The organism is Biomaibacter acetigenes (assembly GCF_003691585.1).
GTDB lineage: Bacteria > Bacillota > Thermosediminibacteria > Thermosediminibacterales > Tepidanaerobacteraceae > Biomaibacter > Biomaibacter acetigenes.
On record NZ_CP033169.1, the window covers coordinates 1,976,147 to 1,992,819 of the forward strand.

Here is a 16,673-nt window from a genome sequence, read left to right on the forward strand (position 1 = left end):
TAAATCAGGTAAGACATTGATTTATTATCTTCAGGGCGAAGTTCTTACTGCCGGGCCCCACTTCCTCATAGGGGCCCACACAGGAAGGGCACCCGTTCTCGCAGCTGCATTCCATTATTACCTGGCGGGCGGCCCTTAGAAGCATTTCATCCATATCATACAGTTTTTCAGAAAAACCAACCCCGCCGGGATAGTTATCATATATATAGATGGTAGGCTTCATCGTAAAAGGAGACCTTATCTGGACCACGCCGCGGATGTCCCTGGGGTCGCACATGAGATAAAGAGGAGCCAGATTTGCCATCACATTGCATAAACCCAGCAATCCGGATTCCAGTTCTTCCTTTGACAATCCGGTGATATCTTCCGGAATGGAAATCCAGAAGGCCGTGGTATGCATTTCCTCCGGCGGAAGGTGTATGGGACCGGAACCCACATTCTCATGTGTAAAGAATTTTATTTTTTTGAACATGGTGGCAAGGCTTGTAACCATAACCTCACCCATGTGTTTTTGAAAATTGCCTCCGGATTCCTGTTTAAATTCCTCCAGAACCTTTATCTCTACCGCCAGATTAGCGTCGGTGTAATAGTCCACATCTACCTTTCTCACATAGGCTTTCTTTTCCTCGTAATCCAGCTTTTCCACCTGATACTGCTGGCCACCGTGAATGTATATTGCTTCTTCGTGAATCATCATGGGGGCGCTGGCCCGGTCCACTTCCCCTATGACCGTGGCACCCTCGGTGATGTCCACCACCACGAAGTTTTCCGGCGATGCGCTGCGCAGGCTTATCTCATCCGCTGGAAAGGATTCGGCCATCCAGTGCCACCGACCTCCCACGTGCCTCAGAATTCTTTCGCCCTCCAGGAAAGCCAGGATTTCATCGATCCTCTGGTTCCCAAAGGTTTCCCCGTCTTCAAAAGGCAGTTCGAAGGCGGCGCATTTAATGTGGCTGACAAGTATGTACAGGTTGTCGGGGTTTATGAGCCCGTTCTCCGGCGATGATTCGAAAAAGTAATCGGGGTGGTTTATTATAAACTGGTCCAGGGGGCTGCTGGAGGCAACCAAAATTGAGGCGGAAGACGCCGCCCTTCTGCCGGCCCTGCCTACCTGCTGCCAGGTGCTGGAAATGCTTCCGGGGTAGCCGGTGATGATGCTTACATCAAGATTACCTATATCTATTCCCAGCTCCAGGGCGTTGGTGCTGACAACTCCCAGGATATTACCATCCCTCAAGCCTTTTTCTATTTCCCTTCGCTCTTTAGGCAAGTAACCGCCCCGGTAACCTCTGACGGTTTTGGCTCCTCCAGGAATCTTTTTCATTTCCTCCTTTAAATACGTAAGAAGCACTTCCACCGCCAGACGGCTCCGGGCAAAGGTTATGGTCTGAATGCGGTTTTTTAAAAATATGAGAGCCAAAGTTTTGGACTCCAGAATGCTGCTCCTCCTTATCCCTAGCTGACGATTCACCACCGGGGGATTGTAAAAAATGAGGTTTTTTCTGCCCGAAGGAGCTCCATTTTTATTGATAAGGACCATGCTTTTCCCCGTTAATTTTTCCGCCAATTCCCTGGGGTTGGCTATGGTGGCCGATGAACATATGAAAATGGGATCCGAACCGTAAAACCTGCATATACGCTCAAGACGCCGCAGCACATTGGCGGTGTGGCTGCCGAATACCCCACGGTATGTGTGGACTTCGTCGATAACTACAAACTTCAAGTTGGAAAAAAGTTTCATCCACTTGGTGTGATGTGGCAATATTCCCGTATGGAGCATATCGGGATTCGTGACCACTATATGGCCGTCTTTTCTAATAGCCACTCGGGCGCTGGTGGGAGTGTCCCCATCATAGGTGAAGGTTTTTATGTCCTCTCCCATGGCATCCACCATGCCCATAAGTTCCGATACCTGGTCCTGGGAAAGGGCTTTGGTGGGAAAAAGGTATATGGCCCGGGCATTTTTGTCTCTCAAAAGTTCATTCAGCACCGGAAGGTTATAGCACAGGGTTTTACCCGACGCGGTGGGAGTGACCACCACCACATTGTGCCCTGCCGCAACCTCGTCCAGGGCCTGTCTTTGATGGGAATAAAGCCTGTAAATGCCCTTTTTATTTAGAACCGATACCAGCTTTTTATCTAGATAAGCCGGGAAATCTTCATATTCCCCGGGTTTTGGGGGTATTATCTCCCATCGGGTGACATTTTGCATAATGCGCTCCGAAGTTTTTATATAATCTAAAACCTGCTCCAGATTCATATTCGACCCCCATCCTCCCGATTTCATACACAGCTTTACTATATTTTCAATATCCCTATGGCATTTAAGAAGACTAAAGCAATGAGTACAGGCGATACAAACCTTGTTATTATTAAAAAGACATTTAAAAATACCCCATTTTTCAAGCGGCCTCTATTGGAAAGTTCCATTTGAAGATTCCTTTTCCCAAAAAACCAGCCTACAAAAATCACTATGAAGATGCCGCCCAGGGGCATCAATATATTAGAAGAAATGTAGTCATATAAATCAAAGAAGGTTTTCCCAAATATCTTTGTAGCGCCAAGCACCCCAGCCGGGTCTGCCGAAAGTGAAGCCGTAGAACCTATGAGGGCAATGATTCCTGTCGAAAGAACAGTTGCTTTCCATCGAGGCCACCCTTTTTCATCTACCAGATATGCCACCGGTACTTCCAAGAGCGATATCATTGCCGTGGTGGCTGCGATGGCAGTCAGCAGGAAAAATACGGCTAAAAGTACATTGCCCATAGGCATTTTACTGAAGACCATGGGAATAGTAATAAACAAAAGACCTGGCCCAGCATCGGGCTTGAAGCCGAAAGCAAACACTGCCGGAAATATGGCAAGGCCCGCCATCATAGAGACAACTATATCCGATAAAGCCACTTTGACCGCCGTTGCCGGTATATTCTCTTGTTTTCCAAAATAGCTGCCGTAGGTGATCATGGTGCCCATGCCCACCGACAGTTTAAAAAACGCAAGGCCCAGGGCTATGAGTAACACATCCCCTTTTATCACTGTAAAATCAGGATTGAAAAGAAACTTAACTCCCATTGAAGCACCTGGGAGGGTAAGGGCCCGAATATCGCACAATATCAAAAGTATAAATAACAGCGGCATTAAAGCTTTGGTTATGCGCTCAATACCTTTTTCCACACCCGCTATAATGATAACACTTACTACTAAAAGAACTACAACCTGCCATATAATGGGACTTAAACTATCCGTTATGAGACCTTTAAAAATGGTCCCGGTTACATCCGACGTAGCATTTACAAAAGTGCCACCTAATGCGCGAAAAATATAGGAATAAACCCATCCCGCCACACCGGTATAAAAAAACATAATTAAAAACGATGAGGCTATGCCTGCATAACCTATAAGGGGCCATGCACTGTAGGGTTTTAATTTTTTGAAAGCCCCTACCGCATTGGAATTAGTCCTTCTGCCTACGACAATTTCCGATATCATCACAGGTAGGCTGGCAAGTGCCACGCAAATAAGATAAACAATTATGAAAGCAGCTCCTCCGAATTTTCCTGTTATATAAGGGAACTTCCATATATTTCCCAATCCTACCGCTGAACCCAATGTTGCTGTTAGCACTCCAAAACTTGTAGCGAATTTACCTCTTGTCTGCATGTGTTCTCCCCTCTACCAAACTTTAAAACAAGCGTCGGTTAGATTTTATCACAATGACATCATATAGACAATATAAAAATCCGGCGTTTTTTCGCCGGAGTCTTTACCCTCACCGAGGGTTTATCCTATCCCTCACCCAAACTTGCATCCGCTCTGGGATGTAGAACCGGAAGAACTTGAACCACCGCTTGTGCCAAAAATGGAAACTGCCCTTTTCGTGTTTTTACTTTTACACCTGGGGCATTGGACTTCATCGTCCTTTTGAGAAAATCTCCTCAACTCCTCAAAATGATTTCCGCAATCCTTACAAAAATATTCATATATGGGCAACCTGGACGACCTCCTTAAAAGAGTTCTGTTATTAGCATATATTATATAATATTTTCGCTAATAATAAAATAGTTATTTTAGTTTAACCTTGTAATATTTTAGTGTTTTAATCAAAAAATAATAGTAATAATGACATAAACAAATAACCGGGAGGTAAGCGATATGGTCAGCAAAATGCAGCTTCATGCGGTGGGGGAAATGTGCCCTGGGTATGTATACAACGAAGGAACTTTTGGGGTAAGCTCCATGGAAACAGGAGAAAAAAATAGCCAGCTGTGAAACATGCATTCATTGGGAAAAAGGAAAATGCAATATTGATCTGTTCGATAAGGTTCTCACAGACCTGGACCAGACATAAACAAGACAAGCTAATGTCTTTGAGCCGGAGGACTGACAGAGTTACATTGAATGAATCAACAGAACCGTGACCTGACTTAAAATGAAGAGGAGGATGCTATATGGCCCTTAAGAAAAAACTTTTTGCCCAAAAGAGGACTTTTGCTCGAGAGGAAATAGGTTCAAACATTTTCAAGCCTGCCGGCAGACCTCATCCTCGGGAAGTGAGATCGCAGATTGCGCAGCTGGAAAGCAACCAGCCAGGCACCCGAAAAGATGTAAAGATTAAGATGGAGAAAAAAATGAATTAAAAATATTTGACAGTTACATTTTTACCCATTTTTTCAAGTATAGTTATTATATCCCTTACTATATTTAATTTTATAGAAAGGTCCTTCGGAAAATCCGGATTCTGGTGGGCAGGGTTTACTGCTTTTCCCAGCAGAAAGGTCAAATCGGTGGCGTCCACAAAGATTTTCGCCAGTCTTGAGGCGCCATCCTTTTTATTTAACTGTCGCAAATCGGAGAACCTGGCCCGGGGTAAAGCATACTCCTGCAGGATTTGTCTTGTGCGAGCCAGAGTAAGTACCCCTTCGGTTACGAGGTCTATGCCTTTTATACTGCCGACGGGCGGAATATCAGGGTCTACAAATTCGGCAGAGGTAACAAGCTCCTTCCGCAGGATTTAGATACTATCCTGGCGGCAGTCCCTCCGCATACCACTTTTACTCCGGGTTCACCCATGAGCAATTCCACCACTCTGCCGTCATCGGCGGGATTCTGGGGTGGTCCGGTAAATACGGTCACCCGGCGGGGCCTTATGACCTTTAATGCGGCAACGGTGGCATCATCTCCCGCTCTATCCAGATAAAAATTGGAAGTAACGGTAGTAATAAGCCTCACGAGACTCTTGGGAGTGGTTTCGGTCTGCGACACTTTCTCTATATATCCGGCTATATTTTCCCACTGCCATCCCAGGTTCAAAAGCCCTCCCACGCCGGCATGCACAACTCCGTCGCTCACCGCTATCAACATGTCATTTTCTTCCACTTTTATGCGGGTTTCGGTCAGCTTTTTACCAGCAATCTCGCGTTTTACTCCATTTATTTTTTCTATCTGGCCATTTCTCAAAAGGAAAACCGGGGGATTATCATATTCCACTATATGACAGTTACATTTATCATCCACCGTTATTATAGTGAAAGTGGAATAGGCTATCTTCCGGATTCTGCAAACCGGCAAGGTGGATACTATGGTCTTCACAGTCTCCTCGATAGTAGCGCCATCTTTTAGCATGGTGGCGGCTATTTTTGTGGTAAGAGTTGAAAGTATATTGGCCTTGACACCGCTTCCGAGGCCGTCGGCCAGCACTAAAATAGTCTTTTCCGGACTACGGACTATCTCGACGCTGTCACCGCAGAGTTCCTCACCGAATTTATTTATGCTTTCCCAGTAAATATCAGTCCTCATGTTCATCTCTTTCACCCGGCATCTCATCGATTAAAAGCTGCTTTACCTTGTTTAACATAACTTTTGTTTCCGCGGTGGTTTCGCCGAGTAAGCTGGCGATCTCCTGAGCTACTCTCATCTGGTTTTCTATGACCTGCTGAGTGGTTTCGAGAGTCTTTTGCCTCACTTCCATATTTTTCTGCCGTGCTTTTTCCCGGGCTGTTATGTCAGATATTATTCCGATTATGAGATTGTGGCCTTTGAGATAATATATATTCTGTAATGTAATCAGGCCATAGTTTTTTATAACTACCTTTTTATTGATTATATTTTTTCGGGTTTGCCCGACCAGTCTAAAATCATCATCATTGAACAAACAGTTCAGAGGCTTGTGGTTAAAACTGCCTTTTGGTATTTGAAACATGTATTCGGCAGCAGGGTTCATCTCCTGGATTTTCATGTCTTCGTCCACAGCTATGATGGCGTTGGGCGTGGATTCAATTATGAGGTTTGAAAGGGATTCTGCCCTGCTTCTCATATATGGCATGCACATATGGATTTCGGCCATGCCGTTGTATACCGCTATGGCCTTTTCCCTGCAGGAATTATACCCGCAGGCGCCGCAGTTCAGTTCATGTTCGGGAGCATATTTTCCTATCTTTGCCAGTATGTCTTTTATTTCATCCTCGGACGGATATTTTATTTCTACTTTCATAGCCGAAAAATGCCTGGAAAAATCAAGATCATGATATCCTTCCGGGAGCAAGCCGGAATCATCCATAGATTCAGAACCCATACTCAGCGCAAAATCCTTTATGCATTCCAGCCGCTCAAATACTCCGCGTCCGGTACTTCCTACGGCAGGCCCATTACTGCAGCTTCCGTGACAGGCATTCATCTCTATCCAGGTATTTTTCAGCCTGCCTTTTTTTAATTCTTCAAGAAACTCCATACAGCTTTCCAGCCCATCAACGCTTATATAACGTCGCCATTGTTCTTTTAAGAGGGGTTTTATGGTCTTAAAGGTGCCACCAGGAACCGGATAAAAATTTGCATCATCGGAAAAACCGCTTTCCTCAACACAATCCTCCAGTGCGGGATTTATGCCCTGTTCCGAACACCATGCCTTTACCTCTTCGAAAGTCAGCACGGCATCCACATCATGTCTGTTGTCATCATGGATCTCTGACTTTTTGGCAAGACATGGACCGATAAAAACTACCTTCGAATGTCCTTTCATCTTTTTTAAATACCTTCCATGGGCTACCATGGGAGAAACCACCGGAATCATGCAATTTATCAATTCGGGATAATATTTTTGAATAAGATAATTTATAGCAGGACAGGCGGTGGTGATGATATTGGATTTCCCTTTATCGTTATAATGGCCTGCATAATCCCGGGCTATGAGCCGGGCACCCATGGATGTCTGATAAACTGCGGCAAACCCCAGTTTTTTTAATGCACTGACCACCTGTCCGTAATGCTGAAAATAAAAAGCTCCCGCAAAGGAAGGAGCGATGCTTGCCGCCACATCTTTATTTTCTGAGAGAAGTTTTTTAACTTTCTCCACATCGCTTTTCACGGTCTTGGCATTCTGGGGACATACCGTGAGACATGTACCGCAGGTAATGCACCTTTGCTCGACTATCTCGGCCTGATTGTTTTTCATTCGTATGGCCTTAACGGGGCAGGTCCTGATACATTTATAACAATTTTTGCAGTTAGCTCTGGAAAAGTTTATAACTTCCATTTAATTGTCCCCCAGTATGTTTTGCCTGAAAAAATCTTCCACCCTGTCTTTATCCACCGAGTAGGGCCCCTTATCATCAATCTTTACCGAAACGGGTTTTGTGCAATTGCCAAAACAGAACTCCGCCTTGAGTTCGACCTCATTTTCCAGATGGTTTTGCTTTATGAGTTTCTCCAATGCCCTTATTATATCATAGGACCCCTTGAGATGGCAGGAACTGCCTACACACACATATATTGTTTTCATGCTATCCCCTTGCTTTAGGTCGGCTCCTTTATAAGCCATATTCTGCAAAAAATTGTCTTCCAATGGATATATACTCCGATACATTTTTCGATATATTTATTATAACTCATCTTAATATATATTGTCAATATTTAACAATCCAATTTAAAATTACCCTTTCAATCCCTTGAAGCGTTTATCCATCGAAAGCCGGATGTAGAGGTTAGATTAAATTGGATTTGCCGCACAATAGATGGTGGAAATCAGATGTCGGAGGTCAAATCACTCTGGCCTCCGACCTCTGTTATGTGGGCAGGTCCTTTTTATAAGTTAGCCCGATTTCGCTTCCCACATTTCCCAGCCTCTCTCTCACCTTTTTTACTTTTTCCAGGTCATACCCGATAAGATCGGATATTTCTTCATCCTTTAGGCCCAGGGCAACGGCATCCAAAAACAGATACAGGTCCACACCGTACTCTTTTTTTATCTGGTCTTCGCTTACCCCAAGTTTTCCGAAAAAACCATCCTTTGTGCCTTTCATGCTGTCACCCCATCAATGCATTTTATTCCAATCGACATTAATATCTTCGTTTATCCTGTCGATGCTCATGTTGCCTTCTTCATCAATCCATGCAGATTTTATTTCCGTAAGGTCTTTTATTCCCTTCTTGTTTAATTCGGTTAAAACCTTGTCAATCCCTACACCGATTTTATCGAGATTGCTCTGCACTACCTCTCCCCTATCTACCACCAGTGTGGGGAAAATGCCCTGGTTAGACCACATCCCCAGGTCCTTGGGCGTTACCGACTGCATTTCTTTTTTCTTTATTATGCTGAGCTTACCGTTGGGCTCAATGGTAGCCTCCTCTATTTCGTTGATGTTAGCGATATTTTTTTCCCTGAGAAGTATTAGCAAATCAGCCATGGTAATGCGCTCTTTTTTCATGTTCCGGATTATGACCTCTCCATCCCGCACCAGCACGGTAGATGTACCCTGTAATAAGTTTTCTATCTTACGGTTTTTTGTGATTATCACCGAAAGCCCGTAATTGAGTATAGACATGACTACGACCGGAATGATACCATATGTCAGTTTTATTTTGTCATCTTCCAGAGGTATGGCAATGGCTGAACCCATGATGATTATTACAATAAGGTCAAAAGGCGAAAGCTGTGCAATGGTCCTTTTGCCCATAAAACGGACCAGCACTAGACTGACCGCAAAAAGTATAATAGACCTGTAAGTCAACATGAGGATTTCTCTCATAGTAAAACCCCTAATATTTTTTAATATGTAAAAATGTTAATTGAACGTATTTTTTCTTCAAAAAAATTAAACTTATTTGCCATATCATCCAAACTATTTATCAGCATTATTCCATTTTCAGCCTCGGCCAGATCTTGAGTTGCTTTTAGCATGGATTTTTGTATGCCCTTTGCCAGCAGTATCTGGGTATCATATATTTTTCTGCGCAATTTTCTAAGTAATTTTTCTACTGCTTTCATATTATTATCCTTAATTGAAGTTAATATTAGCTGGCCCGCCAGTTGAATTTCCTCCATATTTTTATTTATTTCCACCAGACTCGAAGACTTCATCAGCGCCTGTTGAAGTTCATCATCCATTTCTTTTTTTATATTCTTAATGGAAGTTGTCATTCTATCAATTTCTTCTTTTAATCCAAGCATAACACCACCGGCTCTGGATATGCCTAAATTTTCCATTATAGCGGCCTCCCTCATTTTTCTTTTATTTATTTTTAAGGATTAAAGTAATTTTTATTCACCGATTTTACATGCCCAATTCAACTTGGCACAATGGGTAATTTTTGCTATACTAATAAATATAATACCGCTACATAGGAGATGACAAATGAAAAGGATAGTATGTTTTTTCATTGTTTTATTTTTTGTATTGGGCCAATTAATGGCTGATGCAGCGGCAGACCCTGTCTCGCTGGCAACTCCTGGCTCTCCCCCATCCATAACGGGTGAAACCGGCGTCTTGATAGATGTAAAAACCGGAAAAGTCCTTTACGATAAAAATGCTCATGACCGCATGGAACCTGCCAGTACCACCAAAATCATGACCGCTATTCTGGCGCTAGAAAAGGGAAAGCTGACCGACATTGTGGTCACCGGAAAGGAACCTCCCCGGGTTGATGGCACCAGGATTTACCTGGAGGAGGGCGAAAAATTGACCCTGGAGCAAATGCTCTATGCCATGCTATTAAACTCCGCCAATGATGCAGCCGTCGCTATAGCTGAACATATCGGGGGAGATGTGCCTTCTTTTGTAAAAATGATGAATGAAAAAGCAAGGGAAATCGGCGCCAAAGACACCACCTTCGTAAATCCCAACGGCTTGCCGGTCGAAGGCCATTTGACAACAGCCTACGACCTTGCCCTTATGGCTAGATATGCTCTTTTAAACCTCCCTGAATTTAGAAAGATAGTTTCTACGAAGACTTCCAATATCCCGTGGCAGGGCAAAGAGTGGGACCGCAGGCTTATCAATTTGAATAAGCTACTTTGGAATTATGACGGAGCCGATGGTGTAAAAACCGGATATACCCATTCAGCAGGTCAAACTCTAGTTGCCTCCGCTACGAAAGATGGATGGCAGCTCATTGCAGTGGTCTTAAAATCCCAGGGGCGAAACATATGGCGGGACGCCGAATCCTTATTGGATTATGGTTTCAACAATTTTAAACCGATAACTGTAATTGAAAAGGGCAGGGTTATAACTTCAGAAAAGGTTAAATACGGAGACATCGTGGAGCTGGAAACATCCGCAGGTTTTTCTACCGTAATACCCAGAGGAACAAATCCCCTGACTACAAAAACGGTCATAAAACCCGGCATTACCGCCCCCATTAAAAAAGGAGATGTTCTGGGAGAACTTGAAATCTTTGAGAACGGGCAAATAATAGGGAATATTCCCCTGGTGGCCAGAGAAGACATCCCCAGAAAGATATATACCAATTGGTGGTTCTGGCCCGGAGTTATATCCCTGGCATTTTATGCTCCATTCAGAATAATGGTGGGGGTAAGGCGGTATAAAAGATATAAAAACCACACGCGTTATATATCTTATGTGAAAAAATACAGATAGAACGCCACTTTGTGTTAGTAAAGCGTATGAAAAAAAGGGCTTTTAGCCCTTTTTTTATTTCAAAACATATACGGTGACCCAACGCTTTCCAAAACGGTTAGCTTCTGCACGGGAATCCATAAAAAGATCGATTCTTTCACCCTGTATGGCACCCCCTGTATCCTCGGCCCGGGCAAATCCATAGCCGTCGATATACAGCCTTGAACCAAGCGGTATAACATCCGGATCCACTGCCGCCACTCCGACTCTGGGCCTGGTATCCATGGCCGTAAGATTTCCCGTGTGTGTATAGGCCGTGGCCAGCATCCTGAGTTTTTTTGTATAGGCAAAATCCACATCGCCACGGGAAGCTACCTGCATAGAACCGGTAAGCACAATCTGGGGCTTGGCCGGTTTTATAACGGTGCTGGTGGTATTTTTCGAAACGACCTTTCCATTTTCAATGGTAAGTGTGGTGACTATTTTCTCCTGGCCGTTTTCGCCATGCTGTAATACCTTTCTCTGCCCTATGGGAAGATCGGGGTCTTTTCTGGACACGGTCTCAAAAGCTATTGTTTTGATTTCCTCAATGATTTTTTGATTTACCCTTGTGACAACTACCTGTACCGGCTCATTGATGTATGTATTGAGCTGCGGTTCCACTTTATCTTTTTCTCCAATAGAAATACTCGCTTTTGCCAGCACATTTGCCACCGTATCCGGTTGGGTTTTTACCATATGTTCTTTGCCATCTGAGAGGATTTTTACTGCAAAGGCCCTTTTTATCCGGATACTCATTCCATCTTTTAGTCTTTCGTCAATTCCGGGTGTAATTACATCTTCCGGCGCTACTTTTATATCCTTCTCTGCCAGTGCTTCACCGACGGTGCCGGCAAAGGTGGATACATTAAGCGTTTTTCCATCTGCCTCGATGGTTATGTTTTTTTCAAGGTAAAAATAACTTCCGACGGCCCCGGCAAGCACCAGAAGAAAAATTACCATACCGGTAATTGCCCGGCGGGTCTTCAATGAAGTCACAGTATTCCCCCTTTGAAAGGATATATTATTTATTCGACATAATATCGAAATGTCCTTTTTTAATTATATTTCTTTATTTATATTCTATTCACTGTTTTAGTAAAAACGTCCTTAAATATATCTCTATTTATATCAGTTTTTTATAATTTTGTCAAATCCGTATCAAAAAGGCCTTATAATCTGATGTCTTTCCAGCGGCCCTGCCGGAATCTTAAAACCATTAACAAAGCTTCTAAAAAAAACTGTATGACCGTCGCCAGCCAGACAAAGGCTAGCCCTTTTTTCAGGATAAATACCATGATAAAAATCAGGGGAAGTCTTATCAACCAGGTGCTAATTAGGCTAATAAGAAAGGTGCCTTTTGTGTCCCCAGCTCCCTTTAATGCGCCGGATAAAGTCATGGAAATGGCTATAGTGGGCTGCTCAAAGGCGCCAACTCTTATGCATACAGCCGCAAGATCTCTCACTTCCGGAATGCTTGTAAAAAAGCCTATCAGCCAGCCTGGCGCCGCAAGAAAAAGGATTCCTACAGCCCCCATCAATAAAAGTGCAAGTTTCATGGACTCCCACCCACTGTCTTCGGCAAGGTCTTTTCTTTAGATCCCAGATTCTGACCCACAAGAGTAGAAGCCGCTATCGAAAAACCATACCCCGGCATAAAGGACATGGACTCAGCGCTAACCGCCACCTGGTTTGCCGCAAAAGCTACTGTGCCCAGGTTGGCTATCCACATGGATGAGATGAGCCTGCTGCCGCTGTAGGAAAATTCTTCAAGAGAGGCAGGAAGGCTTAAATCTACAAGCTGCCATAAAAGGCGCGGGTCAATTTTCATGATCTCCTTAAACTTTAGTTTTATTTCCTTCTTTGCCAGGGTAACATAACCTATGGTAACGGCTGCACCGCAAATCTGAGCAATACTTGTGGCCACTGCTGCACCACTAACCTCCAAGCGGGGAAAGCCAAAGTGTCCAAAAATCAGCACATAATCTCCCAAAATATTTAAAGAGTTACCCAGCAGTGCTGATATCATGGGAAGCCTGGTGTTGCCCGCACCTCTTAATGCAGAATTTAAAACCAGTGTTGGGACCATAAAAACAATTCCTACTGATACTATTCTCATATAATCCGTCCCCAGGATTATAACCCGGGGGTCTTTCATGACCAGAGAAAAGAAAAAACCTGCACCCAAAAAATTCAAAATCCCAAGAAAAAGTCCTATCACGCAGGCTATCAAGAAAGATTGCGCCGCCACATGATCCACCTTTTCAGGCTCTCCTGCCCCTGTAAAACGGGCTACCATGGCTGCTGTCCCAACACCTAAAGCAGCAAATACAAAAGTAACGGTATAAGCTAACTGGCTTCCAAGGCCTACTGCACTTAAGGCTTCCGCACTCAGCCTTCCAACCATGGCAGTATCAAAAATCCATACTGCAGTACTAAGCACCATCTCAAGAATGGCAGGCCATGCCAGATTGAAGATACCCTTTTTTTAAAAACGCCGAATCATATTTTTTCTCCATATTGTCCATGGATTACCTCACAGTTTCAAATTTCAGCCCGTTTGAATATTATACTTTATATTTTGTCTTTTGCCAACATGGCCTAACGTTGTTCATATATACCAGTCCTTCGGTTCCAATAATCCCTTTCAGATAAAAAAAAGACCTTTGTAGTAAAAGGTCTTTTTTAAAACATATACCTTTTAAAAACCTGTTTGCTTAAAGAATACGGCCTGGTTTTCTAGCCTACATGCTCATTTTCTTAAGGGCTGCCCTCATCCTTTCATATCCGTCATTCAAGTCTTCTTCGGATACCGTAAGTATTGGCCTGAAGCGGATGCTGTGAGTGCCGGACGGCAGCACCAGCATCTTTTCCTCGTAACAGGTCTGGCGGAATTTATCCCTCAGGGCCGGGTTGGGTAGGCTGAATGCCGCCATCAAACCTTTATACCGCACATTGCTTATCAGTTCCGGAAATTCTCTTTCCAGTGCATGTAAATGGTCATGCAGAACTTTAGAAACTTTATTTACATGATCTAACACCTTATCTTCTTTTATTATCTCCAATATCCTTGTGGAGCGCACCATGTCACAGAGGTTGCCTCCCCAGGTGGAGTTTATGCGGCTGCTCTCCACAAAACAGTTGTTTTCGACTTCATCTACCCTGCTACCCGCCAGGATACCGCAGACCTGGGCTTTTTTGCCGAAGGCGAAGATGTCGGGTTTAACTCCATAGTGCTGCCATGCCCACATCTTGCCGGTGATGCCCATACCGCACTGAACTTCATCGAAGATCAGCATGATGTCGTTTTCATCACATATATTTCTGAGCTGCTGGAAGAACTCCGGCCTGAAGTGGTTATCCCCGCCTTCGCCCTGAATGGTTTCAATAATTATGGCGCAAATGTCATCGGGATTCTCCTTTATAGCAGCCTTTATCTGGCTCAGCGATTCTTCCTCGGCTTTTTTAATTTCTTCAAAGTGCTCTTCCAGAGGCCATATAATTTTGGGATTTAAAACCCTGGGCCAATCGTTGAATTTTGTAAAGTACATGTATTTTCTCGGGTCTGCTGTATTGGTGAGGGAAAGTGTATATCCGCTGCGACCGTGGAAGGCTTCTTTAAAGTGAATTACCTTTGTGCCCTTTTCAGCACTTTCTTTATATCCTTTGACAATGTTTTTACGGACCTTCCAGTCCATTGCAACTTTTAGGGCGTTTTCCACTGCCAGAGTTCCGTAGTCTATCAAGAACAAATGCTTAAAACCTTCGGGAGCAGCCACTTCCATAAAGGTTTTTACGAAATCGGCCATTTCGACGGTGTAAATATCGGAGTTTGCCACCTTGTTTACCGCTGCTCTGAAAACCCTTTCTTTGAATTCGTCATTGGCAAGTTTGGGATGGTTTAAGCCCAGCGGAGATGAAGCAAAAAATGTATAAAAATCCAGCCAATCGGTGTTATCCCGGGCGTCGATAATGTGGCTTCCAAAGGATTTTTCCAGGTCTATCACTATGGGGAAGCCATCTACCAGAATATAGTTTTCCAGTGTTGAAAGAACTTCCTGTGGTTTAACCATAAAAATCCTCCTTCGCAAATATGATTTTATTGAACACGCAAACCCAACCTTATTTCTTAAACTACCTCCTTTCAAGCTGCTATGGTGTTTCACAATTTTATGACATGTTTATTCTTTTGCAATTTTTGTGCCACTTAGATACTGGCTATTTTATTATATTTACGCATAAAATTGCCGATAATATTGCGAATATCCGCTCATTTTTCGGCGACTTAATTCTATATTTACATTTAATCCGGTATTATATAAAATTATATTGAAGACTTTTAAAAATAGTATTATGTATATTGACATTTTATTTCATGGGATGTATTATTATTCATAAATATGTATAATTATAAATTTAAGGGGGTTATCCCATGTCAAAAAATCAAGAACTCATCAATCTCACGGAAAAGTATAGCGCTCATAACTATCATCCTTTGCCCATAGTCATTTCAAAGGCAGAAGGTGTGTGGGTGGAAGATCCCGACGGCAACAAGTACATGGATATGCTCAGCGCTTACTCCGCTGTAAATCAGGGCCACAGACACCCCAAAATAATTTCCGCCTTAAAGGAGCAAGCAGACAGGGTGACTTTGACTTCCAGAGCTTTTCACAATGATAAGTTAGGTCCGTGGTGCAAAAAAGTGTGTGATATCACCGGTAAAAACATGGTGCTGCCCATGAACACCGGGGCCGAAGCTGTTGAAACAGCCATTAAAGCCGCCAGGCGCTGGGCCTATGATGTGAAAAAGGTCCCCGACGGCCAGGCCGAAATAATAGTTTGTGCAGGTAATTTCCATGGCAGGACCACTACCATCATCTCTTTTTCTTCCGATGAAGACTATAAACGAGGATTTGGTCCTTTTACCCCCGGATTTAAAATCATTCCCTATGGTGACATAGAAGCGTTAAAATCAGCCATTACAACAAATACCGCGGCTTTTCTGGTAGAACCTATTCAGGGCGAAGGTGGTATTAAGATCCCCAAAGAAGGATTCTTGAAAGAAGCCTATGAATTTTGCAAGAGCAACAAGGTCCTTTTTATGGCTGATGAAATACAGACAGGCCTGGGAAGGACGGGAAAACTTTTCGCCTGCGACTGGGAAAACGTGGTGCCCGATGTATATATTTTGGGAAAAGCCCTGGGAGGTGGAGTTGTTCCCATCTCGGCAGTGGTGGCGGATGCGGAAATCCTGGGAGTGTTTGAACCCGGTTCCCACGGCTCTACATTTGGAGGGAATCCTCTGGCCTGTGCATGTTCCATCGCGGCCCTGGAAGTTATTGAGGAAGAAGACCTTGTTCAAAAATCTCTGAGGATGGGCGAGTATTTTATGAGCAAACTGAAGGAGATCAAAAACCCATTAATCAAAGAGATAAGGGGCAAGGGCCTCCTTATAGGAATAGAGATGGACAAAGTTGTAAGGCCCTATTGCGAAAAACTCATGGAACTGGGATTACTCTGTAAGGATACCCATGAAAACGTCATACGCTTTGCTCCGCCTCTTATCATAAAAAAAGAGGAAATTGACTGGGCCATGGAAAAAATAAAGGCTGTGCTGGGATAAAAGTATAGTAAACAATACAGGCTGTTGATTATATTAAATCAACAGCCTCACTTTTTTTGCGTAAAGCTGGCGGGAGTATGTGGGAATTGAACCCACCCCGGAGGTTTTGCCCCCGATGCCGGTTTTGAAGACCGGAAGGCCCACCAGGACCTATCTACCCCCAC

Annotated in this window: 17 protein-coding genes and 1 tRNA gene; 3 read left to right on the top strand and 15 right to left on the bottom strand. The window is 43.7% G+C overall.

Features of this window, described 5'->3' with window-relative positions; genetic code table 11:
* Positions 1-4: 4 nt before the first annotated feature.
* The 3 genes from D2962_RS10200 to D2962_RS19625 form a co-directional block, all read right to left on the bottom strand.
* On the bottom strand, positions 5-2,260 hold the full coding sequence (locus D2962_RS10200; RefSeq protein WP_122014919.1) for a DEAD/DEAH box helicase: 2,256 nt from the start codon (positions 2,258-2,260) through the stop codon (positions 5-7).
* 38 nt (positions 2,261-2,298) lie between these two features.
* Entirely contained in the window at positions 2,299-3,660 is a 1,362-nt protein-coding gene (locus D2962_RS10205) for a sodium-dependent transporter (protein WP_122014920.1), read from the bottom strand.
* A gap of 132 nt (positions 3,661-3,792) precedes the next feature.
* Positions 3,793-3,990 carry an FmdB family zinc ribbon protein gene (locus tag D2962_RS19625; RefSeq protein ID WP_120767759.1) on the bottom strand — a complete coding sequence of 66 codons (198 nt, stop codon included), beginning with the start codon at positions 3,988-3,990 and terminating at the stop codon, positions 3,793-3,795.
* 458 nt (positions 3,991-4,448) lie between these two features.
* Here D2962_RS19625 and D2962_RS10220 point away from each other — a divergent pair, with 458 nt between their 5' ends.
* Positions 4,449-4,637: a hypothetical protein gene (locus D2962_RS10220; RefSeq protein WP_120767757.1), complete on the top strand. Its 189-nt coding sequence runs from the start codon at positions 4,449-4,451 to the stop codon at positions 4,635-4,637.
* Here D2962_RS10220 and D2962_RS18655 read toward each other — a convergent pair.
* The 7 genes from D2962_RS18655 to D2962_RS10250 all read right to left on the bottom strand — a co-directional run bounded on the left by D2962_RS18655 (position 4,634) and on the right by D2962_RS10250 (position 9,478).
* Complete coding sequence (locus D2962_RS18655; RefSeq protein ID WP_245984588.1) at positions 4,634-4,846, bottom strand: hypothetical protein; 213 nt, start codon at positions 4,844-4,846, stop codon at positions 4,634-4,636. The genes D2962_RS10220 and D2962_RS18655 overlap by 4 nt on opposite strands.
* Before the next feature lie 125 nt (positions 4,847-4,971).
* Entirely contained in the window at positions 4,972-5,802 is an 831-nt protein-coding gene (locus D2962_RS10225; protein ID WP_245984590.1) for a SpoIIE family protein phosphatase, read from the bottom strand.
* Positions 5,786-7,528, bottom strand: coding sequence for a [Fe-Fe] hydrogenase large subunit C-terminal domain-containing protein (locus D2962_RS10230; RefSeq protein ID WP_122014921.1), 1,743 nt, complete (start codon positions 7,526-7,528; stop codon positions 5,786-5,788). Before D2962_RS10230 ends, D2962_RS10225 begins: the two co-directional genes overlap by 17 nt.
* Positions 7,529-7,774, bottom strand: a complete 246-nt coding sequence (locus tag D2962_RS10235) for a (2Fe-2S) ferredoxin domain-containing protein (RefSeq protein ID WP_120767863.1) — start codon at positions 7,772-7,774, stop codon at positions 7,529-7,531.
* Between the two features lie 283 nt (positions 7,775-8,057).
* A complete protein-coding gene (locus D2962_RS10240) occupies positions 8,058-8,294 on the bottom strand; it encodes a hypothetical protein (protein WP_120767835.1) in 237 nt (78 codons plus the stop codon).
* Between the two features lie 12 nt (positions 8,295-8,306).
* Positions 8,307-9,020 carry a DUF421 domain-containing protein gene (locus tag D2962_RS10245; protein WP_122014922.1) on the bottom strand — a complete coding sequence of 238 codons (714 nt, stop codon included), beginning with the start codon at positions 9,018-9,020 and terminating at the stop codon, positions 8,307-8,309.
* Between the two features lie 20 nt (positions 9,021-9,040).
* A complete protein-coding gene (locus tag D2962_RS10250; RefSeq protein WP_122014923.1) occupies positions 9,041-9,478 on the bottom strand; it encodes a hypothetical protein in 438 nt (145 codons plus the stop codon).
* Between the two features lie 148 nt (positions 9,479-9,626).
* On the opposite strand from D2962_RS10250, the gene D2962_RS10255 reads away from it, so the two are divergent.
* Complete coding sequence (locus D2962_RS10255) at positions 9,627-10,868, top strand: D-alanyl-D-alanine carboxypeptidase family protein (protein ID WP_122014924.1); 1,242 nt, start codon at positions 9,627-9,629, stop codon at positions 10,866-10,868.
* A 54-nt stretch (positions 10,869-10,922) separates the two neighbouring features.
* Here the strand turns inward: D2962_RS10255 and D2962_RS10260 are convergent, their stop codons facing one another.
* From D2962_RS10260 to lat, 4 genes are all read right to left on the bottom strand, one after another.
* On the bottom strand, positions 10,923-11,885 hold the full coding sequence (locus tag D2962_RS10260; RefSeq protein WP_122014925.1) for a resuscitation-promoting factor: 963 nt from the start codon (positions 11,883-11,885) through the stop codon (positions 10,923-10,925).
* Positions 11,886-12,058: 173 nt separating this feature from the next.
* On the bottom strand, positions 12,059-12,445 hold the full coding sequence (locus D2962_RS19235) for an MATE family efflux transporter (protein ID WP_281273647.1): 387 nt from the start codon (positions 12,443-12,445) through the stop codon (positions 12,059-12,061).
* Complete coding sequence (locus D2962_RS10265; protein ID WP_281273648.1) at positions 12,442-13,332, bottom strand: MATE family efflux transporter; 891 nt, start codon at positions 13,330-13,332, stop codon at positions 12,442-12,444. Before D2962_RS10265 ends, D2962_RS19235 begins: the two co-directional genes overlap by 4 nt.
* Before the next feature lie 298 nt (positions 13,333-13,630).
* A complete protein-coding gene (gene lat / locus D2962_RS10270) occupies positions 13,631-14,959 on the bottom strand; it encodes an L-lysine 6-transaminase (protein ID WP_122014926.1) in 1,329 nt (442 codons plus the stop codon).
* A 359-nt stretch (positions 14,960-15,318) separates the two neighbouring features.
* On the opposite strand from lat, the gene D2962_RS10275 reads away from it, so the two are divergent.
* Positions 15,319-16,509: an ornithine--oxo-acid transaminase gene (locus tag D2962_RS10275; protein WP_120767842.1), complete on the top strand. Its 1,191-nt coding sequence runs from the start codon at positions 15,319-15,321 to the stop codon at positions 16,507-16,509.
* Between the two features lie 67 nt (positions 16,510-16,576).
* Here the strand turns inward: D2962_RS10275 and D2962_RS10280 are convergent.
* Positions 16,577-16,671, bottom strand: a tRNA-Sec gene (locus tag D2962_RS10280).
* Positions 16,672-16,673: the final 2 nt, after the last annotated feature.

What these genes read in the sequence shown, in the direction of transcription:
- D2962_RS10240 (WP_120767835.1), bottom strand. Translation starts at nt 8,294, where the DNA reads ATGAAAGGCACAAAGGATGGTTTTTTCGGAAAACTTGGGGTAAGCGAA.
- D2962_RS10205 (WP_122014920.1), bottom strand. Translation starts at nt 3,660, where the DNA reads ATGCAGACAAGAGGTAAATTCGCTACAAGTTTTGGAGTGCTAACAGCA.
- D2962_RS10230 (WP_122014921.1), bottom strand. Translation starts at nt 7,528, where the DNA reads ATGGAAGTTATAAACTTTTCCAGAGCTAACTGCAAAAATTGTTATAAA.
- D2962_RS10225 (WP_245984590.1), bottom strand. Translation starts at nt 5,802, where the DNA reads ATGAACATGAGGACTGATATTTACTGGGAAAGCATAAATAAATTCGGT.
- lat (WP_122014926.1), bottom strand. Translation starts at nt 14,959, where the DNA reads ATGGTTAAACCACAGGAAGTTCTTTCAACACTGGAAAACTATATTCTG.
- D2962_RS19235 (WP_281273647.1), bottom strand. Translation starts at nt 12,445, where the DNA reads ATGAAACTTGCACTTTTATTGATGGGGGCTGTAGGAATCCTTTTTCTT.
- D2962_RS10250 (WP_122014923.1), bottom strand. Translation starts at nt 9,478, where the DNA reads ATGGAAAATTTAGGCATATCCAGAGCCGGTGGTGTTATGCTTGGATTA.
- D2962_RS10245 (WP_122014922.1), bottom strand. Translation starts at nt 9,020, where the DNA reads ATGAGAGAAATCCTCATGTTGACTTACAGGTCTATTATACTTTTTGCG.
- D2962_RS10265 (WP_281273648.1), bottom strand. Translation starts at nt 13,332, where the DNA reads ATGGTGCTTAGTACTGCAGTATGGATTTTTGATACTGCCATGGTTGGA.
- D2962_RS10275 (WP_120767842.1), top strand. Translation starts at nt 15,319, where the DNA reads ATGTCAAAAAATCAAGAACTCATCAATCTCACGGAAAAGTATAGCGCT.
- D2962_RS10235 (WP_120767863.1), bottom strand. Translation starts at nt 7,774, where the DNA reads ATGAAAACAATATATGTGTGTGTAGGCAGTTCCTGCCATCTCAAGGGG.
- D2962_RS10220 (WP_120767757.1), top strand. Translation starts at nt 4,449, where the DNA reads ATGGCCCTTAAGAAAAAACTTTTTGCCCAAAAGAGGACTTTTGCTCGA.
- D2962_RS10200 (WP_122014919.1), bottom strand. Translation starts at nt 2,260, where the DNA reads ATGAATCTGGAGCAGGTTTTAGATTATATAAAAACTTCGGAGCGCATT.
- D2962_RS10255 (WP_122014924.1), top strand. Translation starts at nt 9,627, where the DNA reads ATGAAAAGGATAGTATGTTTTTTCATTGTTTTATTTTTTGTATTGGGC.